The following is a 24,096-nucleotide window of genomic DNA, read 5'->3' on the forward strand; positions in this document are numbered from 1 at the left end:
AGATATACTTTATATTAAAGGATCAAAAAGGTGACTAAACAAGAAATTTTACAAGTAGAGGGATTACGAAAGCGCTTTAAAGATATAGATGCGGTTAATAACATTTCCTTTTCTGTTGCGGAAGGAGATGTATTTGCATTTTTAGGACCCAATGGTGCAGGTAAAACAACAACCATAAGAATATTAATGGATATCATTCATGCCGATGAGGGCACAATTAGCTGGAACCTAAAAGGGCAGGGAAATGGTTTTCCTTTGGCTTCCCGGCTGGGTTACCTTCCAGAGGAGCGAGGGTTGTATCTGGATTTGCCGGTAATTAATTCCCTAATTTATCTTGCCGGTATAAGAGGGATGCAAAAACCAAAGGCAAAGGCTGCTGCTATGCATTGGCTTGAAAAATTAGAATTGGCTGATCGTGCCAATGAAAAGCTTCAGGCGCTTTCCAAAGGAAATCAACAGAAAATTCAGTTTATTGCCTCCATATTACATGAACCGGAATTTGTAATTCTGGATGAGCCTTTTTCAGGTTTTGATCCTATTAATCAGGAGAAATTCATAGAATTCATCAAAGCGATTAATTGCAATGGTACAACAGTTCTGTTAAGTGCTCATCAAATGGCATTGGTTGAGAGAGTTGCCAATAAAGTGTTTTTGATAAACGATGGATGTGAATTGTATAATGGCTCTTTACCCGATATCTACAACAGATTTGGCGACAGGATGGTTTTAGATCTTGCTTTTGAAGATCATGCTCCAGTAAATAGAATTTCCGAAATTGAAGAGGTTGAGCATGTTGAGGCTGTAGATGAGAAGCAAATAAAAGTTACTTTTATGCCCGGAACCAAAATGGAGTTCATACTAAAAAAGTTGTCAGGTTTTCAGGGAATTACAGAATTCAGTACTCAAAAATATACATTGCATGATATTTTTCTTAATCTGGTTAAAAATCATCGTTCATGAATTATTGGATACAATTAAAGACGGTTATGTTGTGGGAGTACCATCGTTTCTTTAAGATAAAGAATGAATTGATTGGTATAGTTATAATGCTGGTATTTTTCGTTATTGGTTTTTTTGGAAGTAGTTATGCTTTTAAGGCATCTCAGGATAAATCTCCAATATTTGTTGCTAATGATGTTGATGGAGAGTTGATTGAATTGTTAAGTGAAAACTTTGATGTGACAATTTCAGATTATCAGGAGCAGGAGACTTTTATTGCGGAATTGCCTGAAAGAAAATCAGGATTGCTTTTAACTCAGGAGGGAGCAACATTTGAAGTACACAGTTGGAGAAATTCCGGAAGGATAAAAGAGTTACAACGTTATTTGGATGAATATCGCAGTAGACAGGCCATGCAGGAGATTGATTTGCCAAGAGAGAGTTTGCAATATGTTTTAAAGCCTGCAAATGTTAACGAGGTTTATTATTTCACTGCCGGAAGCAGGGAACGAAGGATCATGGCAATCTTTTTCTCGGGAATGATGGTGATGGCTGTTTTTATCAGTTTCGCATATCAGTTCACAGCTATTACAGGCGAAAAGCAACTGCGAATTACAGAGCAGATTGTTTCAGCTATTCGGCCACAGGTCTGGATGGATGGGAAGATTTTGGGCATTACATTGACTGGATTCTCTTCTATACTTATTTATACCATCATCAGTATTTTAGGTGGGATTATTTATTTTCAGATAACCGGCTCTCCGTTATCCAGCGTGCTGGCATATTTACATGTGCCTTCTATTCTGCTTTTTTTATCATTTACTGTGGTTGGGGTATTACTCTGGAATTCTGTTTTAGCCGCAATCGCTTCAATTATAACTGATCCCAATAACTCAGTCAAGTCGTCTTTAATGATTTTGCCTTCATTGTTCGTTGGAGCCTCTTTTTTGCTCCTTTTAAATCCCGATAATCACGTAGCTGTTTTTCTTTCTTGGTTTCCGCTTTTCTCTGCTTCCGCAATGCCTATGCGATTTGTGGTAACTGATGTTGCATGGTGGGAGATTTTGGGATCGTTTATTTTATTGGCGTTAGCTTTTTATTATATAAGGAAGCTTGCTGCCCGGATATTTCATGTTTCCATTTTGATAAATGGAAACGAACCCACATGGAAGGATGTTTTTCGCATGCTTAAAGAGTCCAAATAGACAGAATTATGCTGCACCCGGTTTTATCACATAAATACACTGTATTCAGTCTGTTGCCTTTTTTGGTGATACATGCGCTGGTGCCTGCAGCTCTTTTATATTATTATGGCAACCTTAACTGGCAGGATGCATTCATCGACGGGTTGGTTTACAGCGCTGTCATGGTGGTGGTGGGGTTCAGTTTATGGTATCCGATTGGCTATGGGGGCGGAGATAACTCCATTTCAGGGAGATTGGTAACCAATGTTTTGGTTGGGGTTTTAAGTGTGATTGCCTGGATGTTGGTTTCAGGAATTGTAAGTCACATGCTTCTTGGTCACAATTCTTATTATGTGGCACTGGCTAAACAAATAATACCAATCCGCGCCTTATGGGGAATCGAACATTTTATGATGATCATGGTGATGTACCACTTTTTTGTGTTTTATCGTGACCTTGAGGAAAAGCGATTACAGGAGGAGGTCTTAAAAAAGCAGGTAAAGGAGTCAGAGCTTAAATCTTTAAAATCTCAATTAAATCCCCATTTTTTGTTTAATAGTTTAAATTCTGTAAGCTCACTTACCATCACAGAGCCGGAAAAAGCAAGACGTATGATAACCCAACTATCGGATCTGCTTCGCTACTCGTTGCGTAATAAACATACCGAATTAATTCCTGTATGTGATGAGTTGCAAAATATTCGTCGTTATATGGATATTGAAAAGGTTCGTTTTGGTGATTTATTAATTTACAAAGAAGAGGTGTCAGAAAGATGTAATCAATGCAGATTACCGGCAATGGTTTTACAACCATTGCTTGAGAACTCCATAAAACACGGGTTATACGAAAGTCTTGACCCTGTAACGGTAAAGATTAAATGTAATTTTACATATCCTAATCTGGAGATTTCAATTTCAAATAACTGCGATGTCTCTTTACCTTCGCCAAAAGGCGAAGGTATGGGACTTCGAAGTACAGCCAATATTCTTCGTAATATGTACAACCGGGAAGGTTTATTGAGGACAGAAAATGTCGGGAACGAATTTATGGTTCATCTGATTATCCCACAAAACAGTTAAGTTATGGCAATAAATAATTTTAAGGTTTTAATCATTGATGATGAGCAGCCTGCGCGTCAATTGGTAAGGCTGTATCTTAAAAATTTGACCGAAATTGAGATAGCTGGTGAATGTTCCAACGGTTTTGATGCCATGAAAATGATTAAGGATATCAACCCTGATTTAATATTTCTGGATATTCAGATGCCAAAGGTGAATGGATTGGAGTTGCTTGAGGTACTTGAAAAGCGACCAAACGTCATTTTTACGACAGCCTATGATGAATATGCCATAAAAGCTTTCGATTTAAATGCAGTGGATTACCTTCTTAAACCATTTTCAAAGGAGCGGTTTGATTCTGCTGTTAAAAAGGCATTGGAGAGGGTTGGTAGCAACTCCGAGGCCATGCCCTTGCCGGTTGAAAAGATCAGGGAGAGCACTCCGGAACTTTTATCCCGCATTGTGGTGAAAAAGGGGAGTGGGATGGAGGTCATTCCGATAAATGAAATTATTTTTCTTGAAGCTCAGGAGGATTATGTGATGATTTATACGGCCAAAGGCCGTTTTATGAAAAACCAGACCATGAGCTACTATGAATCTCATCTGAACGATTCATCTTTTGTTAGAATTCACCGCTCTTATATCGTAAACATCAGTAAGATATCCCGTATTGAACCCTATGACAAAGATTCGTATGTAGCCATAGTAAATCCGGATCATAAGCTAAGAATCAGCCGTTCAGGATATAAAAAACTAAGGGAGCAATTGGGTATTTGATTTGTTGTTTTTGGGTTCTCGATCCTTCAGAATAACTCACCATTTTAGTCATTCACTTAATTAAGATACTCACTAAGTAGGGTCTGCTGAAAAAGTCAGCAGACCAAAATAATACTTCTTTTGTCCTCAAGCCGGACGGGCTCTTACTTTTTTTCAACAGCAAAAAAAAGTAAGCAAAAAATGCCGCCGCTGTTGAAAAATTGCCTAAATAACAATCTGCCAGGCTAAAATCTGCGAACTCGCTACGCTCAAACAACGCATATTTTTACGCCTGTCACATTGTTATTCTTAACGGCATTTTTCAAAGGCGGAAGTTCCCATTATTTCCAGCTTTTTCAATGCACGGAAATTCTATAGTTATATTAAAAAAGCTTGCATTTTAATGACTGAGAACAAGGCTATGTCACACATTATTAATTATGTAAAAGTTTTTCAGCAATCCCTAAGTAAAACTTGCCATTACTGATAGTGTATGTTTATTCAAGGGTATAAAGTTCGGTTAAATTTTAATAACATAATTAAATTAAAATCATCTGATTATTAATGCATAAGTAAATTTTTTGTATAAACTGTTATGTAATTAGTAAGTATTATTTTATCGGTTTTGTATTGTGTTTATTATTTATTTATGTATGTTTAACAGATGATTGTGTTTTTTATTATCTTCTGTGTAATATTCTTTCAGCTTATGCTTTAACAGTGTTTTGCTTAAGAAATTAATATCGATCGTGAACTGGATATTTACTATGGCTAACTATTATATTTTTAGCTGTACTGTAATAAAGAATAAATAAGTTAATATATAAAATTTTTGGAATGGTTTTTTGGAAAAGTAAACCCTCTAATAAACACACACTATCTGATATAATGAGGGGGATGCAGCATTCAGTGAATACTGCACAGGAAATATTGGCAAAGCACTATGTCAATTTAATGGAAAAGTTTTTTGATGATGAAGGTAAACCAGTCACACGTACTGTGTTTTTGCCTGACAACAGGAGTATAGAAGTTCCTGTTATTTCATTAATGAATCAACATTCGCTTTACGTCGATGAACTGGAGATTGATTTTAAAGCACAGATTAATGGAGTGGCTTTAAAGAATCTGAGAGAAGGAAAAGAAGATGTAGATCGTGCAAGCTTTGCCATTGATTTTACTCCAAGCGATAGAAGTGATAATGCAGTTTCTGTTAAAATCAAATTCAAATCCTGTCAAAAACCTGAAGGTGTGTCCAGAATTGTGGATGAATTTGATAAGACCATTTTACCGGTTGATAACTTACCTGATGAGCCGGAAAGCGATGAAAATCAAACTGACAGCTAATAAATAGCATCAATTCTTGACTTAAAATAACTTTAATCTTAAAACAAATTTGTTATGGCAAACAGTATTACAAAAAAACTTGAAGGATTATCTATGGACGACCTTATTTCTGCACCATTGGTGGCAGCTTGCGAGGCTCAGTCGAAATTGGCTCAAACTGCCTACAAATACATGACAGAGATAGGTTTTGAGGATGGAGATTTTTCAAAGCCTAATTTATTGAATTTTACTCTTCAACGTCCCGTCGAGACCAATGAAGGCCTTAAAACTTCAAATGTTGAAGTTCAGGCTCCTTTTTTGGGATTAGTTCCCATTCCGTCACTATTGATTGATGATGTAAAAGTTGATTTTCAGATGGAGGTAAACTCAGTTACAGCCTCTTCAAATAAAAATGAAAAAGAGGCATCTGCTGAAGCAAAGGGAAGTTTTAAATTGGGCTTATGGGGAAAAGGGAGTGTGAAAGTTAACGGAAAAGTTACAACTTCAAAAGAGAACACCCGAAGCACAAATCAGACAGCTAAATATCAGATAAGTGTTTCTGCTAAACAACAACCACCCACAGAAGGATTGAGCAGACTAATGGACATCCTTGCTAGTTGTACAGCCCCTATTTCCGAAAAGTAACCTAACAATCCTGTATAAATTATTTTGAGCCTGATTTATTTATTGACCAGATAAATAGATTAGGCTTTCATTTTTTATGTAAATTTACTGAGTGAACATGAGAATTGCTTTTAATATTAAAAGAATCCCGGTGGGATTCTTTTTGTGATTCAGCCTTTATATTAATACGAACTGAATTTATTCTATCCCGAAATATTTAAAATTGACGTACTGATTTAATATAAGTTTATCATCATCTAATCTAATAAAACATGGCAGCAATAATTGTAGTTGTAGTTTTGGTCTTAATTGTTATATTGATTTATAACGGGCTGATTCGCAGACGTAACGAAGTAGATAATGCCTATGGTGGCATGGATGTTCAGTTGAAGAAACGATATGATTTAATCCCTAATCTCGTTTCCACCGTAAAACAGTATGCATCACACGAGAAGGAATTGTTGGAGAAAATTACCGAATTAAGAGCAAGAGCCGTTTCCGGGTCGTTAAACAATGATGAAAAGGTTGATTTGGACAATCAGATTTCCGGTACCTTAAAAGGAATTATGGTGGCCGTTGAAAACTATCCCGATTTAAAAGCAAACGAGAATTTTCTCAACCTACAAAGAACACTCAATGAGGTGGAATCTCAAATATCTGCTGCACGCCGCGCATACAATGCAGCTGTTACCGATTATAACAATGGAATTCAGACTTTTCCTGGAAATATGATGGCCGGAATGATGGGAATGGAGCGAAAAGAGGTATTTCTAATCCCTGAAATTGAAAGACAAAATGTAAACGTTAAGGATTTGTTCAATGGATAATGCATACAATCCGAGGGAAGTAAACCTTGGAGCGCTTTACAATGAAAAAATTGAACCTCACCTGGTTGAATTAAAAGGAGAAAGACGAAAATATCAGCAGGAGTTATTTAGAATAGTCCTTTCCGTTATTGGGTTGGTCATTTTTATTCTGATGTATAGCAAATCAGGGAGTGGCTTGTTTTTGGTACCGGTTATTGGTGCTATTGCGCTGATAATTGTTTTCGGCATAAAAGCCAGTCGAAAAATGAAATCTTATCGGTCGGCTTTTAAGGAAAAGGTTGTTGTGAGAATTGTTAAAACAATAAATCCCGATTGGTCGTATCATGCTGATGGAATGATATCCGAATCAGTATACCGTACCAGCGATATTTTCAGACGAAGTTTTGACAAATACAGGGGAGATGATTTGGTGAGAGGAACTCTTGATAAAACCGACTTTGAGTGTTCCGAGCTCCATACTCAATACCGCGAAGTTACAACAGACAGCAAAGGACGAACCCGCACCCGTTGGGTCACCATTTTTAAAGGTCTATTTTTTCATGCTGATTTTAATAAGGAATTTCACGGCAAAACTTATGTCTCTCCCGACTTTGCTGAGCGTTTTCTGGGAAGAATCGGACGAAAATTTCAGAAAATATCCGGTCCCGCTCCTTTGGTTGTGCTTGAGAATGTAGAATTTGAAAAGGAGTTTGTGGTGCATGCAACCGACCAGATTGAGGCAAGATATATTTTAACTCCAACCATTATGGAGGCGATGGTTAACATCAGAAGAAAGTATAATTGCAACGTGCATTTCTCGTTTATAGGGTCGCGTGTTTACTGTGCACTGAGTATGAGAAAAGACCTTTTTGAACCAAAATTGTTTGGTTCAATTGTGGATTTACATGAAATTGAAAACATGTACCACCTTTTCCGTGTTAATGAAGTAATCATTCATGAACTAAATCTTAATACCCGAATCTGGACAAAAGATTAGTATCAAGTCAATCATTAAAATGACGGGTTAACTTGGGGGTTAGGGCTGAGCGAGGGAGATAACTCAGATTTGACTTGACATTAGTGTTTTTTCTAACAAATTGATTCGATATATCAGGTTATGATTTTCAAGAAAGAGATCATTCGTGCTTTAGTGCCGGTGTTTTTTGTTGTAGTTGGGTTCTCTCCTTTATTGGCCGAAGATGGACCGGTGCAAAACGGTAAACAGGGTTGGGGATTCGGGGTGTTACCCGCGATTTCCTTCGATGCCGACTTGGGATTCCAATATGGTGGGCTGGTTAACTTCTTCCATTATGGTGATGGCAGCAGATTTCCCGATTATGACCATTCACTCTATTTTGAGATTTCCAGATATACCGGGGGAAGTGGAGTGTTTCGCTTTTATTATGATTCTGACCGGCTTTTTGAAGGTTTGAGAGTTACCACAGATTTAACTTATATGCCTGAGCAGGCTTATGATTTTTATGGTTTTAACGGGTATGAATCGGTTTTTAATAAAAGTTGGGAGGACGATGGTTCGGCAGATTATCGTTCAAGAATGTTCTATAAGATGCAACACAACCTGTTCCGGTTTAAAACCGATGTTCAGGGTGCTATTGGTGACGGAAATTTCAGATGGATAGCAGGTGTTAACTTGTTGAATTTTGACATCGGTTCTGTAGATATTGACCGCCTGAACCGCCGACGAAGCGATGAAGACCAGCTGCCTTCTTTGGAAGAGCAACCCGGGCTATACGAGAGATATCTCGACTGGGGAATTATCCCCGAAAAACATTCAACCGGCGGCTTTGTGCCGGAAATAAAGGCCGGAGTGGTTTTTGATTCGCGTGATAATCGTCCCAACCCCATGAGAGGTGTTTGGACTGAGGCTGTTGTATTGGTTGCTCCGGAGTTTTTGGGCGCAACCACAGGTTTTTCGAAATTAGCAATTACCCATCGTCAATATTTTACCATCATACCCGAAGACCTCTCTTTCGCCTGTCGTCTTGGTTGGCAGCATACCATATTGGGCGATGTTCCGTGGTATTACCAATCGCAGATTATTACATCGGTCATGGCAGGTTCTACATCCACCGGGTTGGGTGGGGTACGAAGTTTGCGTGGAATTCGTCGTAACCGTGTGGTTGGTGATGGAATGGTGTTTGGAAATTTTGAACTCCGATGGAAACCTCTATATTTTAGCCTTTTAAATCAACAATTCTATTTGGGTGTAAACAGTTTTCTGGATGCCGGCAGAAGCACATCAAAAGTTGATGTTAAGTCTCATATTTCCGGAATTGATGCTCCCATTGATGATTATTTCGATTTTGGTGCAGAAGCTCTTCATGTGAGTTACGGTTTGGGTATTCGCGTTGTTATGAACCGCAATTTTATTATTGCGGTGGATTACGGACGTGCTGTTAATGAGCAGGATGGTGACTCGGGGTTTTATGTTGGATTGAATTATCTATTTTAAAACAACCCCATCGCATTTCTTACCGATGCCTTAAACATCAAAACTCCTTTTTGTGGATTTGAAACCCGGTAACGTTGTTTTAATATGGCTTCGGGTTTAGCAAATTTAATTTTGTGGAACAGATTGAGGTAGTATCTGTAAGCAAGATATACCCCTAATCTCACTTGTGGTTTTAGCCTGACGATGCCTTTAAAGGCTTCGTCAAAGTCAGATTGTATCTCTTTCTCAATTTTTTGTTTGGCTGCGGGTGTAAAATTATTGAAATCAATGTCTTTAAAATAGATGCGTCCTTTGTTTTGGTAGTCATCCTGCGCATCGCGCAGGAAGTTTACCTTCTGGAAAGCTTCTCCAAGTTTGCGTGCCGGATAACGCAGTACATTGTATTCTTCGTCATCATCAACATAAAAAACGCGCAGGCACATCAATCCAACCACCTCGGCGGAACCGTAAATATATTTTTCCAAATCATTGCGGGTGTAGGTTTTGTAATTGAGGTCCATCTCCATGCTGTCCAAAAAAGCCGTGATGAGGTCATGGTCGATTTTACACTCGTTCACCGTGTGCTGAAAGCTGTCCAGTATGGGGTTGAGGCTGATGCCACGCTCAATGGCTTTCCAGGTGTCATCACGAAATTCGTTTAAAAGGGTTTCACGATCGTGCTCCAGAAACGTATCAACAATCTCGTCGGCATATCTCACAAAGCCGTAAATGCTGTAAATATGATTGCGGTAATTTTTATCGAGCAGGCGTACTCCCAGCGAAAATGATGTGCTGTAAAGTCGGGTGGTGCTGATGCTGCACTTCAGATTGTTTTTGCGGTAGATGTTCATATCGGCCTCCTTTCAATTCTTTTGGTTTAAATCTTCTATTACCCTGGCAGTAGTCAGTTTGCTGCTGATAACTGTCATGGGCAATCCGGTTCCGGGAATGGTGGACGCTCCAACGTAATAAAGATTCTTTAGCTCCTCATCTTTATTGGATGGCCTGAACCATCCAATTTGGTTCAAGTCGTGTGCCAATCCCAGTCCGCTTCCTTTGTACAGGTTAAACATGCTTTCCCAATGCTCCGGAGAGAGAATTGTTTTGCTGACTATCATTTCTTGCAGATTGTAGCCGCTGCGCCGGGACAAATCATCAATGATGTTTTGTGCGATCTCTTCGCGGTCGTTCCAGTCGGGTTTGAACCGCAAATCGGGAGCGGGACAAAGTATAAAAAGACTCTCATGACCTTCAGGTGCATATTCAGGATTGTTCTTTGAGGGTACGTTTACATAATAATATGGCTTTTGAAACGATACCCGGTTTTTAAATACACCTTTGGCGTACTCATCAAAATTGTTACCCAAAAAATAGTTATGATGTTGGAGATTGTCAAGTTTTCCTTTAATGCCAAGGTAAATGGTGAGTGGCGCCATGGTCCACTTCATTTTGTTAAGTTTTGATTCCCTGTATTTTGCACGATTAAGTATTTTACCACGAAATGATGCCGCATCGGCGTTTATCACAAACAAATCGGCCTGCCACTGCTTACCGGAGCTGTCGGTGAGGGATTTAAGGGTGCTGTTTTGATAAACAGCACCCGTGATTTCTGTATTGTAATGAAATTTCACTCCTTTTTCCTTTAGAACCTTCTCCAAACTCTCAACTATTTTATACATTCCACCTTTCACGTTGTGGTAACCATCGTGCTTCATTTCAACATAATTAAGCAACGAAAAAACGGCAGGCGTATCAAAAGGAGTAGCACCCAGAAAAAAGCCAACCAATGAAAATACCATACGAGCTTCCTTGCTTTCGAAGCTGTCGCAAAGCTCTTTCCACATGGTTTTAAATAGTAAAGGGGTATGTTTTAACGGCACTCGTGCCATTTGAAACAGGTAACCGGGAAATGAGTTGAAATTCCGGTGAACGATGCGGCTAACCGTATCGTTATATAGACTTTCGGTTTTTCGAAGGTGAGCTTCCATCTTTGCTTTAAAGTCCGGCTCAAACGGTTCAAATTGCGCAGAAAGCTTGTCTAGGTCCTTATAAATTGTAAAGGTTTGGCCTATGCCATGAATGTTTACGGTGAAAAGAGGCTCCAACTCAATGAATTCAAAAGGATAATCAATGCCGCAACTTTGGACCAGTTCATCAAACTCGTAACTCATGCTGAAAAATGTCGGACCTAAGTCAAATTTAAAACCATCTTTCTCCAGCATATTGAGGCGACCTCCAGCCTGATGGTGTTTCTCCAAAATGGTGACATCAAAACCTTTTGACGCCAGCCGCAGAGCGGTGGCTAAACCACCAAGTCCGGCACCTACTATGATTATCTTTTTTTGGGACATTCGTTTAGCTTTATTTCTGCAAATTAGATAATGTTTTTGATGATTGCACTATATTTACTGCAATTTAAACCATTTATGGGTTTGTTTTGTTTAATGAAGCAAGAAAATTTATTAAACAGAAGTAAAAGATACTTGATTTGAGTAAAAAAGCAGCCATAATAATTGGAGCCGGAATCGGTGGTATTGCTGCAGCCTTGCGTCTTGCAGCAAAGGGGTATGATGTTTCTGTTCTGGAGAAAAATTCCGAGGCAGGTGGGAAAATGGCTCAATTCACCCAAAAGGGATACCGTTTCGACATGGGACCCTCGCTTTTTACTTTGCCACACTTGGTTGAGGAGCTTTTTGCTCTCTTTGGCAAGCGAATGGAGGATTATTTGGGGGTGGTTGAATTACCAATGACCTGCAACTATTTTTTCCCTGATGGGAAAATCATAAAAGCATGGAGCAACCGGGATAAATTTCTCGATGAGGTTCAAAATTCAGGTGTTAGCCGACAGGTTGTTGAGGAGTACCTAGAAAAGCAATCTTTTCTTTATACCCACACGGCTGATTTTTTTCTGTTTAACTCCATTCATAAACCCTCCACCTTTGTTGGTGATGCCGGGAAGAAAAGCTTAAAAGCTTTACACAAACTGGATGTTTTTACATCCATGCATCAGCGAAACAAAAGAACCTTTGGTGAGAGTTATCTGGTTAGGTTGTTCGACAGGTACGCCACTTACAACGGGAGCGACCCATATCGGGCTCCGGCAACTTTGAATATGATTGCACATCTGGAGCATAACACAGGAGCCTGGTTTCCGAAAAATGGCATGTATGGCATTTTAAATGCCTTAAAGAAATTGGCTGAAGAGGAGGGTGTTCGATTCCTTTTTAACACCGAAGTTATCGGTTTGGTAACTTCCGGAAGGGAAGTTACAGGTGTGCGAACGGGTGATTGTATTTATCCGGCATCACTGGTTGTAAACAACACCGACATAACCCTCTTCTACCGCGATATTTTGCCTAACAACAATAAATTGAGAAAACTGATGAAAAGGGAGAGGTCGTCATCGGCTCTTATTTTTTATTGGGGAATGAAAGTTAAATCTGAATTGGATGTACATAACATCCTTTTCAGCAACGATTACGAGGCAGAATTCATAGGTTTATTTAAAACCAAATTGTTTGCCGACGATTTGACTGTTTACATATTCATCAGCAATAAAGTGGTGCCTGATGATGCACCAAATGGTTGCGAAAATTGGTTCGTGATGGTTAATGCACCCGAAAATGTTGGTCAGGACTGGCAGGAAGAGGCCACCCGTGCGAGAGAGTTGATTATTTCAAAAATCAACACTGTTTTAAATATGGATGTTGAGAAAGTGATTGAATTTGAGCAAATTCTCACTCCGGAAGACATTGAAGAGCGAACAGGCTCTGTGCATGGTTCACTATACGGTCACAGCAGCAATTCGCCTTTGGCTGCTTTTTTAAGACATCCAAATTTCAGCAGAAGATATAAAAACCTTTATTTTACGGGTGGAAGTGTTCATCCGGGTGGCGGAATTCCGTTGTGCCTGGCATCGGCAAAGATTGTGGATGGGATGATAGATTAAACGCAAAGGCACGAAGACTCAAAGTATTTCATATATTTAAAAAGATAATTCCCATGAGTTTTATTGTAAACTATTGCAAAAACCTTACTGAAAAGGAGGTGGAAAGATTTCTTATCATTTACTATTGTGTTGGGGTAGCAGGCTTTCTGATACCTTACACCCGGCCAATATTTGAGGCGCTGATTCCTCTGTCGGTAATTTTGAATATCTTTTTAATCCTGTTGTTTCATAAAACTTACAACAAAACAGAGATTGCAGTATTCTCTTTTATCTTTGTTTTTACCATTGCGGTTGAGGCCATTGGGACAAAAACCGGCATGCTTTTCGGAAGCTACTTCTATGGACCAAATCTTGGGTGGAAAGTGTTTGATGCCCCCATTCTGATTGGAGCCAATTGGCTGGTACTTGCTTATGGCGCTACGGCCATTGTTCGTCAGTATCCGGCACTTAAAAAATGGGTTCCATTCTCTGCAGCAGCACTTATGGTTTTGTTTGATTTTATAATGGAACCCGTGGCCATGAAAACCGGGATGTGGGACTGGGCTGGCGGAGTTGTCCCTTTGCAGAACTATTTTATGTGGTTTGTGGTGGCCGTTATTGTTGTTGGGCTTTTCGAACTATTCAATGTAAAAACTGTAAAACCTATTGCCATCCGCCTATTTTGGGTGCAAATGGTGTTCTTTTTGGTGTTGAACATCTTTTTGTAAAGGAATTTTGAGAGATCTTAGAGACTGTGTAATATAGTTCTCTTTTCTTTATCTCAACTTTCCATCTAATATCTAAAATTCTAATCATCTAACCTTATGATTAAAACCTGCCATAATCGGTTGTACGACTCTTTCTTTAACTATTATATTCATCGAATCCTGAAGAAGGATTTTCATTCAATTCATGTTGTTGGAGAATGGAATAGAGATGTTGAGAGCAGTCATTTAATCATAGGCAATCATGTGAGTTGGTGGGATGGATTTTGGGTATATTACCTCAATAAACGCTTTTTCCAAAAGCGCTTACACGTAATGATGCTCGAAAAACAATTGAAAGAGAGAAAGTTTCTAAGCCGTTTTGGTGCTTTTTCAATAGAACCCGGGAGCCGGTCTGTTTTGGAGTCTCTTAATTATGCCGCAGAAAAACTGAGAGAGCAGGGTAATCTGGTGGTCATGTACCCACAGGGAAAGATAGCCTCTTTTTCGGCAGGAGTATTGCCTTTTCAGCCGGGTATTGAGTATGTTTTGAAAAAATCCGGCATTAATCATGTTTTATTTTACGTGGCTTTGGTGGACTACTTCTCTAACCGGAATCCTGTTTTAAACTTGTATTTGGGCAGAGCGGAATGTAATGAACCAACAGCAGATTCAATTGAAGAGCAGTTTAGGAGGTTTTACTTTCAAGCTGTTGAGAAGCAATCCGAGATAGAATCTTGAGAAGCAATGGGATTAAGACTTGCGTTGGACTATAAGTTTTAAGTTTGCATTTGACGAACGGTTTTAAAAATTACACGAACGGCATAAAAACATTGATGAACGAAACCTTCACTCATCTTCGGCGTATAAAAATTACCAATTTAAACCACGCTGAAAATGAAGAGGATGAACTATTGGATACCGCGGTTTTGTGCCTTTTTGACTGTAATTCTATTATCTACGGTATTGCAGGCCACAAATAAAAAGGATAAATGTGTTGAGTGTTTCTCCACAGAAATTATATCCATTGAGAAAGTTGATGATTGTATTACCATTTCGCTGGAGATATCTGCCGATAAAACCTGTCGATTTGCGCTCTCTCATTTTGTAGTGGCCATTCCATGCGGTTCTGTAACGGAAGCATGGAACAGTGGAGGTTGGAAAATGGAGTACATCATCACCGACCCTACAACAGGAGTACGTGGTTTAAAAGTGGACGATATCAAAGGGTTTGGTGAAAGAAGAAAACCCGGGTCATTCACGCTTACCTACACAGTTTGTGGAGATTCTGAATGCCTGGAAACCATTTTGAAAGGTTTTGAGGTGTCCTATAAAGCTGCGTGGTGTGTCTATTATGAGGAGCTTATCCCAGATGTAGATGACCAAGCGGATGAACTGACAGCTCAAATGTCAGCAACCCATGTCAGCTGTTTTGGGGCTTCTGATGGTTCAGTGGCGGTGGAAGTCGCCGGTGGAGAATTGCCATACATTTATTTATGGGAAAATGGTGCTGAGACAGCCGTTCTGGAAAATGTTCCGGCTGGTCAATATTCTGTCGTTATAACTGATGCTGCCGGAAGTTCAATAGAACTTTCAAAGGAGGTTACTCAACCTTCCATCATTAATGTTGCAGCTTCGTATCAGCCTGCCACCTGTACTCAGCCCGATGGGCATATCAATTTGACAGTGACCGGTGGAACCGGGGATTTTCAATACGAATGGAGCCATGGGGAGGAGACTGCAAATGTTTATGGCTTGGCCGTGGGAAGTTATAGCGTCAAAGTTACTGATGAAGCAGGATGTTCTGTTTCACGTACATATTATGTCAACAGCCAATCGCCAATTCAGATATCTGGTGTTACCAATCGTCCGGCTTGTCACGAAACCAACGGCGGAACCATTGATATCAATATAACCGGCGGAACAGAACCATATAGCTTTAAGTGGTCAAACGGAGCCACAACACAAAATTTGACCGGACTTAGAACAGGCTCATACCATGTTACGGTTACCGATGCGGAGGGATGCACCCAAATGCGCTCTTTTTCGATAACCCGGGAGGTGTTTTTCGCCTCAGTTCAGGTTATTCACGCCGATTGTCAGGGAGAGGGGGGGGCTGCCATTCTGACTCCCAATAACGGAACAGCACCTTATACCGCAAATTGGAGTACCGGTGATACCGGTTTAGAAGTTGAAAACCTTCCTGCCGGTCAGCATTCTGTATTGATTACCGATGCCAATGGCTGTCAAATATCTCAGCAGGTAAACATTCAGGCCGATAACGCCATTCAGTTGAATGTGACAGTGAGTTCACAATCCTGTGATGCCAACGGTTCGGTGCTGGTTGATTTGTCAGCCAGCGGGGGCGAGGCTCCATACCAGTTCTATCTCGACGGAGAGTTAACCGACACACAATTTTCAATAGATGCGGATGGGAATTATCTCATTTCGGTCGCCGACCAAAAGGGATGCACCGCCAGTGAAAGCATCACAGTCAACCTATCGCAGCACTCCTTAAGTTTAAATGTCGAAATTTCCCAACCGGATTGCTTTAATCCACAAACGGGAGTAGCAAATCTTCAAATATCCGGCGGAACCGAACCTTATGCCATTTATTGGAATGACGTTGAGGAATCCGTATATGAGAAAAATCTGCCATCCGGAAATTATGAAATACAAGTCATTGATGCTTTAGGGTGTAAGGCTTTTTCATCTTTTATAATAAACGAAATAACATTGCCCACCGTCAATATTTTACCGGCCGATGATCCGGAGTGTGAAAGCATTAATAACTTGGTATATGCCGAGATAATTAATGCTGATGATTTTGAGTGGATGATAGATTCCGAATCATCCGGATGGATGATTACAAACTACAATGCAACTACGTTGCATTATAGTGCCGGAACGGGAAGTGCAGTCATCAGTTTAATGGCTACCTCTCCCGATGGTTGTGAAGCCATGGATTTCATTGAGGTGGTATGTACCGCTGATGACAATGGAAACGATGACGACACAGGTACACCCGGTGATGGAGACGATTCTGACTCAGATGACGGAGATTTGGATGATGGAGGAAACCCTGATGATGGAGACGATGACACCGGAGAACAACCTGATGATGGATGTATGAAGGGTTGTATTTGGTTGGATAAGGTTGTCGTTACCAGTTCATTTAAGAATTGCACGAAATACGAATTAACCTTTGTTACCGATGGCAGTTGCCGATACGATTTATCTCATTTGGTGATTGATTTGGATGGACACTCCGCCTATAAAGTTTCCAATTCACGGAATTGGAAACAGGAAATCAATCGCACAGACCCTAAGTCGGGGTTAACAGGAATCAAAATTGACGAAATAAAAGGATTTGGAAAAACGGCGGGCGACAGCTTCACCGTCTCATTTAAACTTTGTGATGCCGGAGATTTTAATTCAGGATCATTTTTGGTGGCATTTAAAGCCGGAAATTGTCTTGAAATTGTGGAACTCAGTTCAGAAGTTAACAGCGTAAATGCGGGGTCTCTTCAAATGTTTTCCTATCCAAATCCATCGGCAGATGATACTTGGTTTGAGTTTGAATCCAATGTTGACACCCGTGGAAAGTTAATCATATATAATCAGGCAGGTGTTCCGGTGGAAACCCTTTTTGACGGCAAAATGCGAAAAGGTGTCGTTTATAGAACCAAATTCAGCGGCAAGGGTAATGATAAAATTTTATTCTATCAAATGGTTACAGGCCACGATAAAAAGGATGGAAAGCTATTAAGAATTGGTCAGTAGGAGAATGTGATTAACCACAAAGAATTCAGAGGATATCTATACATTTAAAATCATTAAGATTTTAATTTCTTCATAAACAAAACTTTGTGGTTAATTCTTAATTCCCAATTCCAATTCAAAACGAATACTTCAATGCCACGTACCATGCAGATCCGGCTTCTTCAAAAATGGTGTTTCTACCTCCTGCAAATATTTGCGATATAAAATCCAAATCCCAGTTGGTCATAAGTGAGTAGGACAAGGATGGTGATATAAAGAATGATTGCTGGTCGGGAAGCGACATAATGGCCATTCCTCCCGACAGTACCGGTGAAAAAGGATGTTGCAAACTCAGTGTGATGGCATATTCCGAGAACATGATGTTATCAGCCGAAAGTGGTTGGTTCAGTAAAAGTGCTGCACTTTCTAATGGTCTGTAACCGCCGTTGTACAGAAATTCCAGTACTCCAAAAGTGCCGTTTGAAAACATGTAATCAACTCCTGTGGCAGCCACTATGTCGTTGTTATTGCTGTTATCCAAACCCTGAAACCATGTAGCTTCCCCCTTAAATCCTGCGCCGCCAATGTTGCCTGCCCAGCCAAAACCAACCGCACTTCGGTGTCGATAATAACCGGCCAGTATCTGAAAATCATACCCGCGGTGATTGGTTACCCACATCAGAGCACCCACACTTTGGCGTCCATCTCGAGCCGGACTGTAAGCTGCCTCCACACGTGAAGCAAATCCCATGTTGTATTGAATCCTTAAGGCATCGGCTCCGGGTCGCTCTTCATAATCGAAATCAAAGAATGAATAGGTGTTGAATAGGTCGTTTGGATTTGATACCAGGTTGATTCCCCAGTTGATGCGTTGTCTCCCAACACGAAATTGCCAGTCGTTGTGCCTGTAATCCATAAATATACGGTCAATCTCTGAGTTCCCAACCCACCGACCATTGTTCAACCAGTTCCACGATAAGTCCATCAATCCATCGTCCTTGGCCAAGATGTCGGCAAAAAATGGATAATCAGCGAAAAGTGGATTGTATATAATACGGTTACGCCCTTCAGCCACAAGGCGGAGGTGGTTGTTCAAATCCCACCTTAGGTTTAAGCGGTTGTGGATGAGGTTATCGAAGGCCGGATCAGAAAAGCTGTTGGAGAGCCTTACACCCGGCATCTCTTTTACGTAGCCTCTCACGGTGATGTTTTCAGTTGCCTTTAGGCAACTGAAAGTTGTGATGAATATAAATAGGGTGAATATTCTTGTTCTCATAAAAAACTTTTTCTACTCCTGCCTTACCGCTTCGGCCGGTTTAAGCCTGATGGCTTTTAATGCAGGATAAATGGATGTTGAAAATGCTGTAATTATCACCAGAATTGGTAAAACCAATCCATAGGAGGGAGCCAGTTCAGGATATATAATTGGCTCAAAGCCAAAGTCGGTAAGGGAGTCGCCACCTACGTTTCCCAAATTAATTCCCTTGTTTTGAAAAAGAGATACCGTTGCATACCCTGTCAGCATGCCACCCAATGCGCCTGTAAGTGTGAGAAAAGTTGTTTCCAGTAATATCATCACAAACACCTTTCTTTTACTCATTCCAATGGACATCAGCATACCAAGTTCTCTGATTCGCTCAATGACCGACATCAGCATGGTATTCATCAATCCAAAAGCCAATGCCATGAGGATGATAATCAGGATAATCATGAACATTGTACTTCCCAGTTCATTGTAAAAGGCCAGTTGGGGAGACAGTTCCGACCAGGTTCTGATTTCCAGTTCAGGGTATTTTGAAGCGTAGTTTTTTGCAAAGTCTGATACTTGGTTTAAATCGCTCAACACGATGGCAATTTCATTCACAACAGTTACTTTGCCAAGGTATTGGCCAATGTCTTGTTTTAACACAAACACATTGGTTTCATCAAAAAAGGAGTTGGCTGTTTGAAAAATGCCCGATACCCTGAACGATGCCGATGCCAGTTCTCCTTCCAAATCCTGAAAGGTAAGAACAATTCGTGAGCCGGGACGGGTTTTTGTTTTTTCTGCCAGACTTCGTCCAATCAGCACGGGGTTACGTGCTGATTCATCTAAATATGAACCGTCTATGATGTTTTCGTTCAAAAAAGTTGTTTGCGCCTCCATCTCAGGGTCAATTCCTTTGATGGTAACCCCGCTGGTCAATGTTGCAGTCCCCATCATGCCACTCACAATGGTGCGGCCACTCCATGCGGCCACCAGTTCATCGTTATTGAGCTGGTTTGTCAGCTCCTCCCGGTTCTCAATTACATATTTTGCGTTGTCTTGTTTGATGAATTCGGGATGATGAATTTGGAGGTGTGAAAATTCCTGTTCCACACCGGTTCTGAATCGTTGATTCATGAGTCCCTGAGCAAGGGAAGCGGCCATAAGGCCACCCCACAACCCGGCCATTATGGCTATAATCATTACAAAACTACGTTGAGGATTCCGCCAGATGTTCCTCCATGATATGATTAGTAGTGTGTTCATAGAAATCTATTTTTTTGCTTCCATGATATGAATTCTGAATACCTTGTAAACAGGAAACAGTCCAATCAGAAAGGAGATGATGAGTACTATTAAAGCCTGGTTTAAAAATATGTTTGGGTCTGCAGAAAATGGCAGCACCGGCTCAAAGCCATAGTCTGCAATGGCTTCGGCCATATCACCCGAGAGAGGAATGGGGTGGTGGTAAAACCACGCCACAACCGGAATTGAAATGATGATTCCAAGAACTACGCCCGCCATTGAGATAAAAAGGGCTTCAAAAAAACAGACAATGGCCACCTGCGCCCGCTTCATCCCAAGAGAGAAGAGCAGAGCAAACTCTTTGCGCCGTTCAATCAGCATGGTAAGAATGGTGCCAAACAAACCAAAAGCAATAATTATGTATAGAATCATCATCATGATCATGGTTCCGGCCACATCAAATTTCATTAAATTAAGCAGGTCTTCAAGCAACTCCTCCCAAGTTAATACCCGATGCCACTCCGGGTCAATCATCATTCTGAGATTTTCGGCCAGCTGCTGAGTACGTGCCGGGTTTTCCGGCATAATGATAAGAGAGGTTACCCGGTTGCCTGTTCCGTAAAACCATTGAGCCTCGCTGAGCGACATGTAGATGGTGTTGTTGTTGATTTCCGGAATTTTCAAATCTACAATTCCCTTTACCGGATAGGTTCCCGCAGCAGTTGAGCCATGAAAACCCTGCCCGAGCAGTACCAGCGTATCGCCAACGGTTACATTCAGAATTCCCGCCAATCCTTCTGCCAACATCAGACCATTATCATCGGGTTTTAGAAACTCTCCTTTTACGAGGTCTTCATTCAGATCATTCATCCTGATTTCCAGTTCAGGGTCTATCCCGTTCAGAATGCTTCCGCGGGTGTTGTTTTCTGTAGCTACAAGCACAAAGTTTTGCAGCCTTGGAACATGGAAGGCTATTTGTTCATCGTTTTTCTTAAGTATAGCCTCTATCTCTTCGTCAAACAGCAGGGTGTGGTCAATGGAAGGCTCTTCATCAAAAAGCACATCCTGAATCTGTATATAGCCGGTGCTGTATCTAACCATGCTGTCAATCAAACGCTCATAAGAGCCTTTCTCCATAGAAACGAACAGAGTGGCCAAAAGTACGGCAAACAATACCGAACTGACGGTGATCAATGTCCGTTTTCTGTTGCGCCACAAATTGCGCCAGGCAAGTATTAAGAGAATCTTCATTTTATTATTTTTTAGTAAGTGTAAAGTTTAAGGTTTTATGTTTAAGGTTCTAAGTTCTAAGTTTAAAGTTCAAACTTCAAACCTTGCACTTCAAACCTCAAACCTCAAACCTTGAACTCCCAACCTCATCCTCACTCACTCTTCCGTCCACCAAAGTGATTACTCTTCCGGCACGTTCGATGACTCGTTGGTCATGGGTTGAGAAAATCAGCGTTATGTTCTCTTCCTTGTTAAGTTTTTCCATGATATCCAACAGGTTAAATGCCGATTCTGTGTCAAGGTTGGCTGTTGGTTCATCAGCCAGTACAAATTTTGGCTTGGAAGCTAGTGCCCTCGCCACTGCAACTCTTTGTTGTTGCCCGCCTGAAAGCTGATTGGGGCGTGAGTTGAGCTTGTCGGACAAACCCACCTGTTCAAGCATCTCCGTTGCCCTTTTTTCCATTTCAGCTTTGGGACGTTTTTGCAGAAGCATGATAAATGAGACATTCTCTTTTGCTGTTAGCACCGGAATCAGATTGTACGATTGAAATACGAAACCAATGTTTCGTAATCTGAAATCGAAAAGCTCGCTCTCTTTCATCGTGGAAATTTCTGTTCCATCAATGAATATCTCCCCTCCGGTTGGTTTATCCAATCCGCCTATCAAATTCAGAAAAGTGGTTTTTCCACTACCTGACGGGCCTACAATAGCAGTAAACTCTCCTTCCTTGAATTCCAGGCTGATGTCGTTCACCGCCTTAACAGGCGCCACAGAATTGTTGTAAATCTTTTGAAGGTTGGTGGTTTTTATGACTGTTTTCATATTTCATATGTTTTGAAATTCTTTATCTCTATGTAATGACTTTTAGTTAAGGCATTTATCCTTCCCGCTCCCCTTAATCCCCCCAAGGGGGAAATCCTTCTGCGCGGGTTGGAATCCCCTTGGGGAATAAAAGGGTGAGCGAAGGCGAATATAATTTTTCATTAACTAAACGACATTGAATCTCTATGGGTTGTTCTCATTGCTGGTTTCAGATGTTTGTGTTCGTTACCTGCTAATTAATTCCTTTATTCCAATTGTTAATAGTTCGTTATTCTTTTTTATTTGCCTAATTATCAGATATATGAATCTAATTGTGTGAAATCTAAATACCAGATAATGAGAATCTTGCTTATGTCTTAAATCTAATATCTGAAAGTCTAACGCTCTATTGTAAATTGCACCCATAGTTTCTCAATTAATTTAGATTTGAATTACCTCACGTTTCGCATGTTCTGTTGAGAGAAGAAACTCCGGTTCAAATTGATTGAGAAATCCATTTTGTGAGTGGTGATGATGGTTCTGTGTCCATCTCTCTCCTGCGGTATCATTTCCATAATTGTAGGGATTTCCCTGCCGCCCAATTTTTTCACCTCACGAAACAGGATGGTGCTTACCAACTCCTGGTATTCATCATAGTTCTCAAGTTTTACCGGCAAATAGTTGCTTTTACTCACCCAGTATATTACTTTTTCGTATACCACTGGTGTTTCAGGGTGGGGGATCATTTCAATTTTGTAGCAATCAACACCATCAATAGTTTCGCTGCCTAACAACTTGTGGTCATAGTCATCAACAGATGAAGTCCCGCGCACCAAGTCGTCGTTAGTAAAGTCGCTTCCCATCCACGATTGAGACATCATGCTGGGAGGCATCTTGACGGTTCTGTCAATGTTGGGAACATAATTCCAAATTTCATTGCCTCGTTTTAGAAAAGAGGTTCCCTGGTCGCGAGCCGGAGCTGTAACCAATATTAAAGAGTAATCATCACCCAATGCCCATGATTTCATGGTAATTTCCCGTGTGTACCTGGGGCGAACTGTTTTCATAGTCATTTCACTGTAGGATGCGTCTCCTCGCATGTTATCCTCCATTCTGCGGATGATCTCTTTGGGATCCTGAGCAGTAGCTGATGAAACAGTAAGAACCAGTAAGCCAATCGTCAGAATAGTTCTTGTTAGTTTAGCCTCTTTTTTCATTCTATTTAGTTTTATGTGGTTTTTTAAATACAATAAGTTCGGGCATAAAAGAACCAAAAAGATAAATAAATAGTCGTAAACTATTTATTCTTTTTATAAAGATCCCATTTTTTCAGCACTTCCGGAAATTCTTCAATAATCCAATCATAGAATTCGATGGCATTTTCCAGCCAGACCGATGATTTGTCCTTTTTATTGGATCTGAGATTAAGTCCCTTTTTGTATAAAGCCTTCAAGTATTTAAGTTGCTCTGTGCGTTGATGAAACAGTTCCACCCATGAAATGTCGTCGGATAACATGTAATAGGTTTTTCGGTCGCCGGGGATGGTAACAGGTTTTATAAACTTGGTTTGGGTCATGGCTTTTACATTGGTGCTGATGGAACTTTTACTGGCTTGCAATACCTGAGTGAGCTCGTCAAAAGAGACCATCTCTTTATCCGTAACCATTAGGTAACCCAGAATTCTTCCTGCCATTCGTGTCATTCCGAATGTTTCAAACAGCAATCCTGTTTCTTCAATATATGCACTTCTATCGTTTATGGTTGACATATTTCTATTCTTCGTATTTTAATGATGGTACAAATATATGACATATTATTAAGTTCTGCAATAAAAGAACTAAAAAAACGATATTAAAAATTGATTCCAGGCGATTGAGATGTTTTAATTGCTTTCTTAAAATTGATGTGGTCATAGCCACATCAAAAAAGCAAAGATCATTAGGGATTTCCTAATGATCTTTGTGGTTTGAATCTTATCACCTAAATGGTGGTTAACCTGTTTTATTCAGAACCAATTAGGTAATCAATTTAGAGGTT

General features: G+C 40.4%; 21 protein-coding genes. 13 read left to right on the forward strand and 8 right to left on the reverse strand.

The genetic code is table 11. The annotated features are described in order from the left end of the window. Nucleotides 1–30 precede the first annotated feature (30 nt). The 9 genes from EV194_RS04905 to omp85 all read left to right on the forward strand — a co-directional run bounded on the left by EV194_RS04905 (nucleotide 31) and on the right by omp85 (nucleotide 9,163). Nucleotides 31–960 carry an ABC transporter ATP-binding protein gene (locus tag EV194_RS04905; protein ID WP_132432660.1) on the forward strand — a complete coding sequence of 310 codons (930 nt, stop codon included), beginning with the start codon at nucleotides 31–33 and terminating at the stop codon, nucleotides 958–960. Then, nucleotides 957–2,144 carry an ABC transporter permease gene (locus tag EV194_RS04910; RefSeq protein ID WP_132432662.1) on the forward strand — a complete coding sequence of 396 codons (1,188 nt, stop codon included), beginning with the start codon at nucleotides 957–959 and terminating at the stop codon, nucleotides 2,142–2,144. Before EV194_RS04905 ends, EV194_RS04910 begins: the two co-directional genes overlap by 4 nt. Nucleotides 2,145–2,152: 8 nt before the next feature. Beyond that, nucleotides 2,153–3,202 (forward strand): sensor histidine kinase, encoded by a 1,050-nt coding sequence (locus EV194_RS04915; protein WP_132432664.1) that lies wholly within the window; start codon nucleotides 2,153–2,155, stop codon nucleotides 3,200–3,202. Between the two features lie 3 nt (nucleotides 3,203–3,205). Beyond that, complete coding sequence (locus EV194_RS04920; protein WP_132432666.1) at nucleotides 3,206–3,958, forward strand: LytR/AlgR family response regulator transcription factor; 753 nt, start codon at nucleotides 3,206–3,208, stop codon at nucleotides 3,956–3,958. 867 nt (nucleotides 3,959–4,825) lie between these two features. Beyond that, complete coding sequence (locus EV194_RS04925; protein WP_262708651.1) at nucleotides 4,826–5,281, forward strand: DUF2589 domain-containing protein; 456 nt, start codon at nucleotides 4,826–4,828, stop codon at nucleotides 5,279–5,281. 54 nt (nucleotides 5,282–5,335) lie between these two features. Then, the gene (locus tag EV194_RS04930; RefSeq protein WP_165921802.1) at nucleotides 5,336–5,905 is read left to right on the forward strand and encodes a DUF2589 domain-containing protein; all 570 of its coding nucleotides are present in this window, start codon (nucleotides 5,336–5,338) and stop codon (nucleotides 5,903–5,905) included. Between the two features lie 251 nt (nucleotides 5,906–6,156). Beyond that, the gene (locus tag EV194_RS04935) at nucleotides 6,157–6,711 is read left to right on the forward strand and encodes a LemA family protein (protein WP_132432670.1); all 555 of its coding nucleotides are present in this window, start codon (nucleotides 6,157–6,159) and stop codon (nucleotides 6,709–6,711) included. Further along, a complete protein-coding gene (locus EV194_RS04940; RefSeq protein ID WP_132432672.1) occupies nucleotides 6,704–7,687 on the forward strand; it encodes a DUF3137 domain-containing protein in 984 nt (327 codons plus the stop codon). The genes EV194_RS04935 and EV194_RS04940 overlap by 8 nt, the downstream gene beginning before the upstream one ends. Before the next feature lie 120 nt (nucleotides 7,688–7,807). Then, complete coding sequence (omp85, locus tag EV194_RS04945) at nucleotides 7,808–9,163, forward strand: Omp85 family outer membrane protein (RefSeq protein ID WP_132432674.1); 1,356 nt, start codon at nucleotides 7,808–7,810, stop codon at nucleotides 9,161–9,163. Here the strand turns inward: omp85 and EV194_RS04950 are convergent. Beyond that, entirely contained in the window at nucleotides 9,160–9,993 is an 834-nt protein-coding gene (locus EV194_RS04950; RefSeq protein WP_132432676.1) for a phytoene/squalene synthase family protein, read from the reverse strand. The genes omp85 and EV194_RS04950 overlap by 4 nt on opposite strands. A gap of 12 nt (nucleotides 9,994–10,005) precedes the next feature. Next, nucleotides 10,006–11,493 carry a phytoene desaturase family protein gene (locus EV194_RS04955; protein WP_132432678.1) on the reverse strand — a complete coding sequence of 496 codons (1,488 nt, stop codon included), beginning with the start codon at nucleotides 11,491–11,493 and terminating at the stop codon, nucleotides 10,006–10,008. A 137-nt stretch (nucleotides 11,494–11,630) separates the two neighbouring features. On the opposite strand from EV194_RS04955, the gene crtD reads away from it, so the two are divergent. The 4 genes from crtD to EV194_RS04975 all read left to right on the forward strand — a co-directional run bounded on the left by crtD (nucleotide 11,631) and on the right by EV194_RS04975 (nucleotide 17,557). Next, the gene (gene crtD, locus EV194_RS04960; RefSeq protein WP_132432680.1) at nucleotides 11,631–13,091 is read left to right on the forward strand and encodes a 1-hydroxycarotenoid 3,4-desaturase CrtD; all 1,461 of its coding nucleotides are present in this window, start codon (nucleotides 11,631–11,633) and stop codon (nucleotides 13,089–13,091) included. A gap of 53 nt (nucleotides 13,092–13,144) precedes the next feature. After that, nucleotides 13,145–13,798 (forward strand): carotenoid biosynthesis protein, encoded by a 654-nt coding sequence (locus EV194_RS04965; RefSeq protein ID WP_132432682.1) that lies wholly within the window; start codon nucleotides 13,145–13,147, stop codon nucleotides 13,796–13,798. Between the two features lie 96 nt (nucleotides 13,799–13,894). Further along, entirely contained in the window at nucleotides 13,895–14,515 is a 621-nt protein-coding gene (locus EV194_RS04970) for a lysophospholipid acyltransferase family protein (RefSeq protein ID WP_132432684.1), read from the forward strand. 156 nt (nucleotides 14,516–14,671) lie between these two features. Next, entirely contained in the window at nucleotides 14,672–17,557 is a 2,886-nt protein-coding gene (locus tag EV194_RS04975) for a SprB repeat-containing protein (RefSeq protein WP_132432686.1), read from the forward strand. A gap of 115 nt (nucleotides 17,558–17,672) precedes the next feature. Here the strand turns inward: EV194_RS04975 and EV194_RS04980 are convergent, their stop codons facing one another. The 6 genes from EV194_RS04980 to EV194_RS05005 all read right to left on the reverse strand — a co-directional run bounded on the left by EV194_RS04980 (nucleotide 17,673) and on the right by EV194_RS05005 (nucleotide 23,827). After that, nucleotides 17,673–18,812: a hypothetical protein gene (locus EV194_RS04980; protein ID WP_132432688.1), complete on the reverse strand. Its 1,140-nt coding sequence runs from the start codon at nucleotides 18,810–18,812 to the stop codon at nucleotides 17,673–17,675. A 12-nt stretch (nucleotides 18,813–18,824) separates the two neighbouring features. Beyond that, nucleotides 18,825–20,048, reverse strand: a complete 1,224-nt coding sequence (locus tag EV194_RS04985) for an FtsX-like permease family protein (RefSeq protein ID WP_132432689.1) — start codon at nucleotides 20,046–20,048, stop codon at nucleotides 18,825–18,827. Between the two features lie 6 nt (nucleotides 20,049–20,054). Continuing rightward, on the reverse strand, nucleotides 20,055–21,278 hold the full coding sequence (locus EV194_RS04990) for an ABC transporter permease (protein WP_132432691.1): 1,224 nt from the start codon (nucleotides 21,276–21,278) through the stop codon (nucleotides 20,055–20,057). A 97-nt stretch (nucleotides 21,279–21,375) separates the two neighbouring features. Then, nucleotides 21,376–22,080, reverse strand: coding sequence for an ABC transporter ATP-binding protein (locus EV194_RS04995; protein WP_132432693.1), 705 nt, complete (start codon nucleotides 22,078–22,080; stop codon nucleotides 21,376–21,378). A 431-nt stretch (nucleotides 22,081–22,511) separates the two neighbouring features. Next, nucleotides 22,512–23,276, reverse strand: coding sequence for an outer membrane lipoprotein-sorting protein (locus EV194_RS05000; RefSeq protein WP_132432695.1), 765 nt, complete (start codon nucleotides 23,274–23,276; stop codon nucleotides 22,512–22,514). Nucleotides 23,277–23,356: 80 nt separating this feature from the next. Continuing rightward, nucleotides 23,357–23,827, reverse strand: coding sequence for a GbsR/MarR family transcriptional regulator (locus EV194_RS05005; protein ID WP_132432697.1), 471 nt, complete (start codon nucleotides 23,825–23,827; stop codon nucleotides 23,357–23,359). Nucleotides 23,828–24,096 lie beyond the last annotated feature (269 nt).

The sequence above is a fragment of the Natronoflexus pectinivorans genome (assembly GCF_004345615.1).
GTDB lineage: Bacteria > Bacteroidota > Bacteroidia > Bacteroidales > Marinilabiliaceae > Natronoflexus > Natronoflexus pectinivorans.

What these genes read in the sequence shown, in the direction of transcription:
- EV194_RS04975 (WP_132432686.1), top strand. Translation starts at nt 14,672, where the DNA reads ATGAAGAGGATGAACTATTGGATACCGCGGTTTTGTGCCTTTTTGACT.
- EV194_RS04995 (WP_132432693.1), bottom strand. Translation starts at nt 22,080, where the DNA reads ATGAAAACAGTCATAAAAACCACCAACCTTCAAAAGATTTACAACAAT.
- EV194_RS04940 (WP_132432672.1), top strand. Translation starts at nt 6,704, where the DNA reads ATGGATAATGCATACAATCCGAGGGAAGTAAACCTTGGAGCGCTTTAC.
- EV194_RS04920 (WP_132432666.1), top strand. Translation starts at nt 3,206, where the DNA reads ATGGCAATAAATAATTTTAAGGTTTTAATCATTGATGATGAGCAGCCT.
- EV194_RS04985 (WP_132432689.1), bottom strand. Translation starts at nt 20,048, where the DNA reads ATGAACACACTACTAATCATATCATGGAGGAACATCTGGCGGAATCCT.
- EV194_RS04990 (WP_132432691.1), bottom strand. Translation starts at nt 21,278, where the DNA reads ATGAAGATTCTCTTAATACTTGCCTGGCGCAATTTGTGGCGCAACAGA.
- EV194_RS04910 (WP_132432662.1), top strand. Translation starts at nt 957, where the DNA reads ATGAATTATTGGATACAATTAAAGACGGTTATGTTGTGGGAGTACCAT.
- EV194_RS04955 (WP_132432678.1), bottom strand. Translation starts at nt 11,493, where the DNA reads ATGTCCCAAAAAAAGATAATCATAGTAGGTGCCGGACTTGGTGGTTTA.
- omp85 (WP_132432674.1), top strand. Translation starts at nt 7,808, where the DNA reads ATGATTTTCAAGAAAGAGATCATTCGTGCTTTAGTGCCGGTGTTTTTT.
- EV194_RS04965 (WP_132432682.1), top strand. Translation starts at nt 13,145, where the DNA reads ATGAGTTTTATTGTAAACTATTGCAAAAACCTTACTGAAAAGGAGGTG.
- EV194_RS04980 (WP_132432688.1), bottom strand. Translation starts at nt 18,812, where the DNA reads ATGAGAACAAGAATATTCACCCTATTTATATTCATCACAACTTTCAGT.
- EV194_RS04930 (WP_165921802.1), top strand. Translation starts at nt 5,336, where the DNA reads ATGGCAAACAGTATTACAAAAAAACTTGAAGGATTATCTATGGACGAC.
- EV194_RS04970 (WP_132432684.1), top strand. Translation starts at nt 13,895, where the DNA reads ATGATTAAAACCTGCCATAATCGGTTGTACGACTCTTTCTTTAACTAT.
- EV194_RS04935 (WP_132432670.1), top strand. Translation starts at nt 6,157, where the DNA reads ATGGCAGCAATAATTGTAGTTGTAGTTTTGGTCTTAATTGTTATATTG.
- EV194_RS04915 (WP_132432664.1), top strand. Translation starts at nt 2,153, where the DNA reads ATGCTGCACCCGGTTTTATCACATAAATACACTGTATTCAGTCTGTTG.
- EV194_RS05005 (WP_132432697.1), bottom strand. Translation starts at nt 23,827, where the DNA reads ATGTCAACCATAAACGATAGAAGTGCATATATTGAAGAAACAGGATTG.
- EV194_RS04950 (WP_132432676.1), bottom strand. Translation starts at nt 9,993, where the DNA reads ATGAACATCTACCGCAAAAACAATCTGAAGTGCAGCATCAGCACCACC.
- EV194_RS04925 (WP_262708651.1), top strand. Translation starts at nt 4,826, where the DNA reads ATGAGGGGGATGCAGCATTCAGTGAATACTGCACAGGAAATATTGGCA.
- EV194_RS05000 (WP_132432695.1), bottom strand. Translation starts at nt 23,276, where the DNA reads ATGAAAAAAGAGGCTAAACTAACAAGAACTATTCTGACGATTGGCTTA.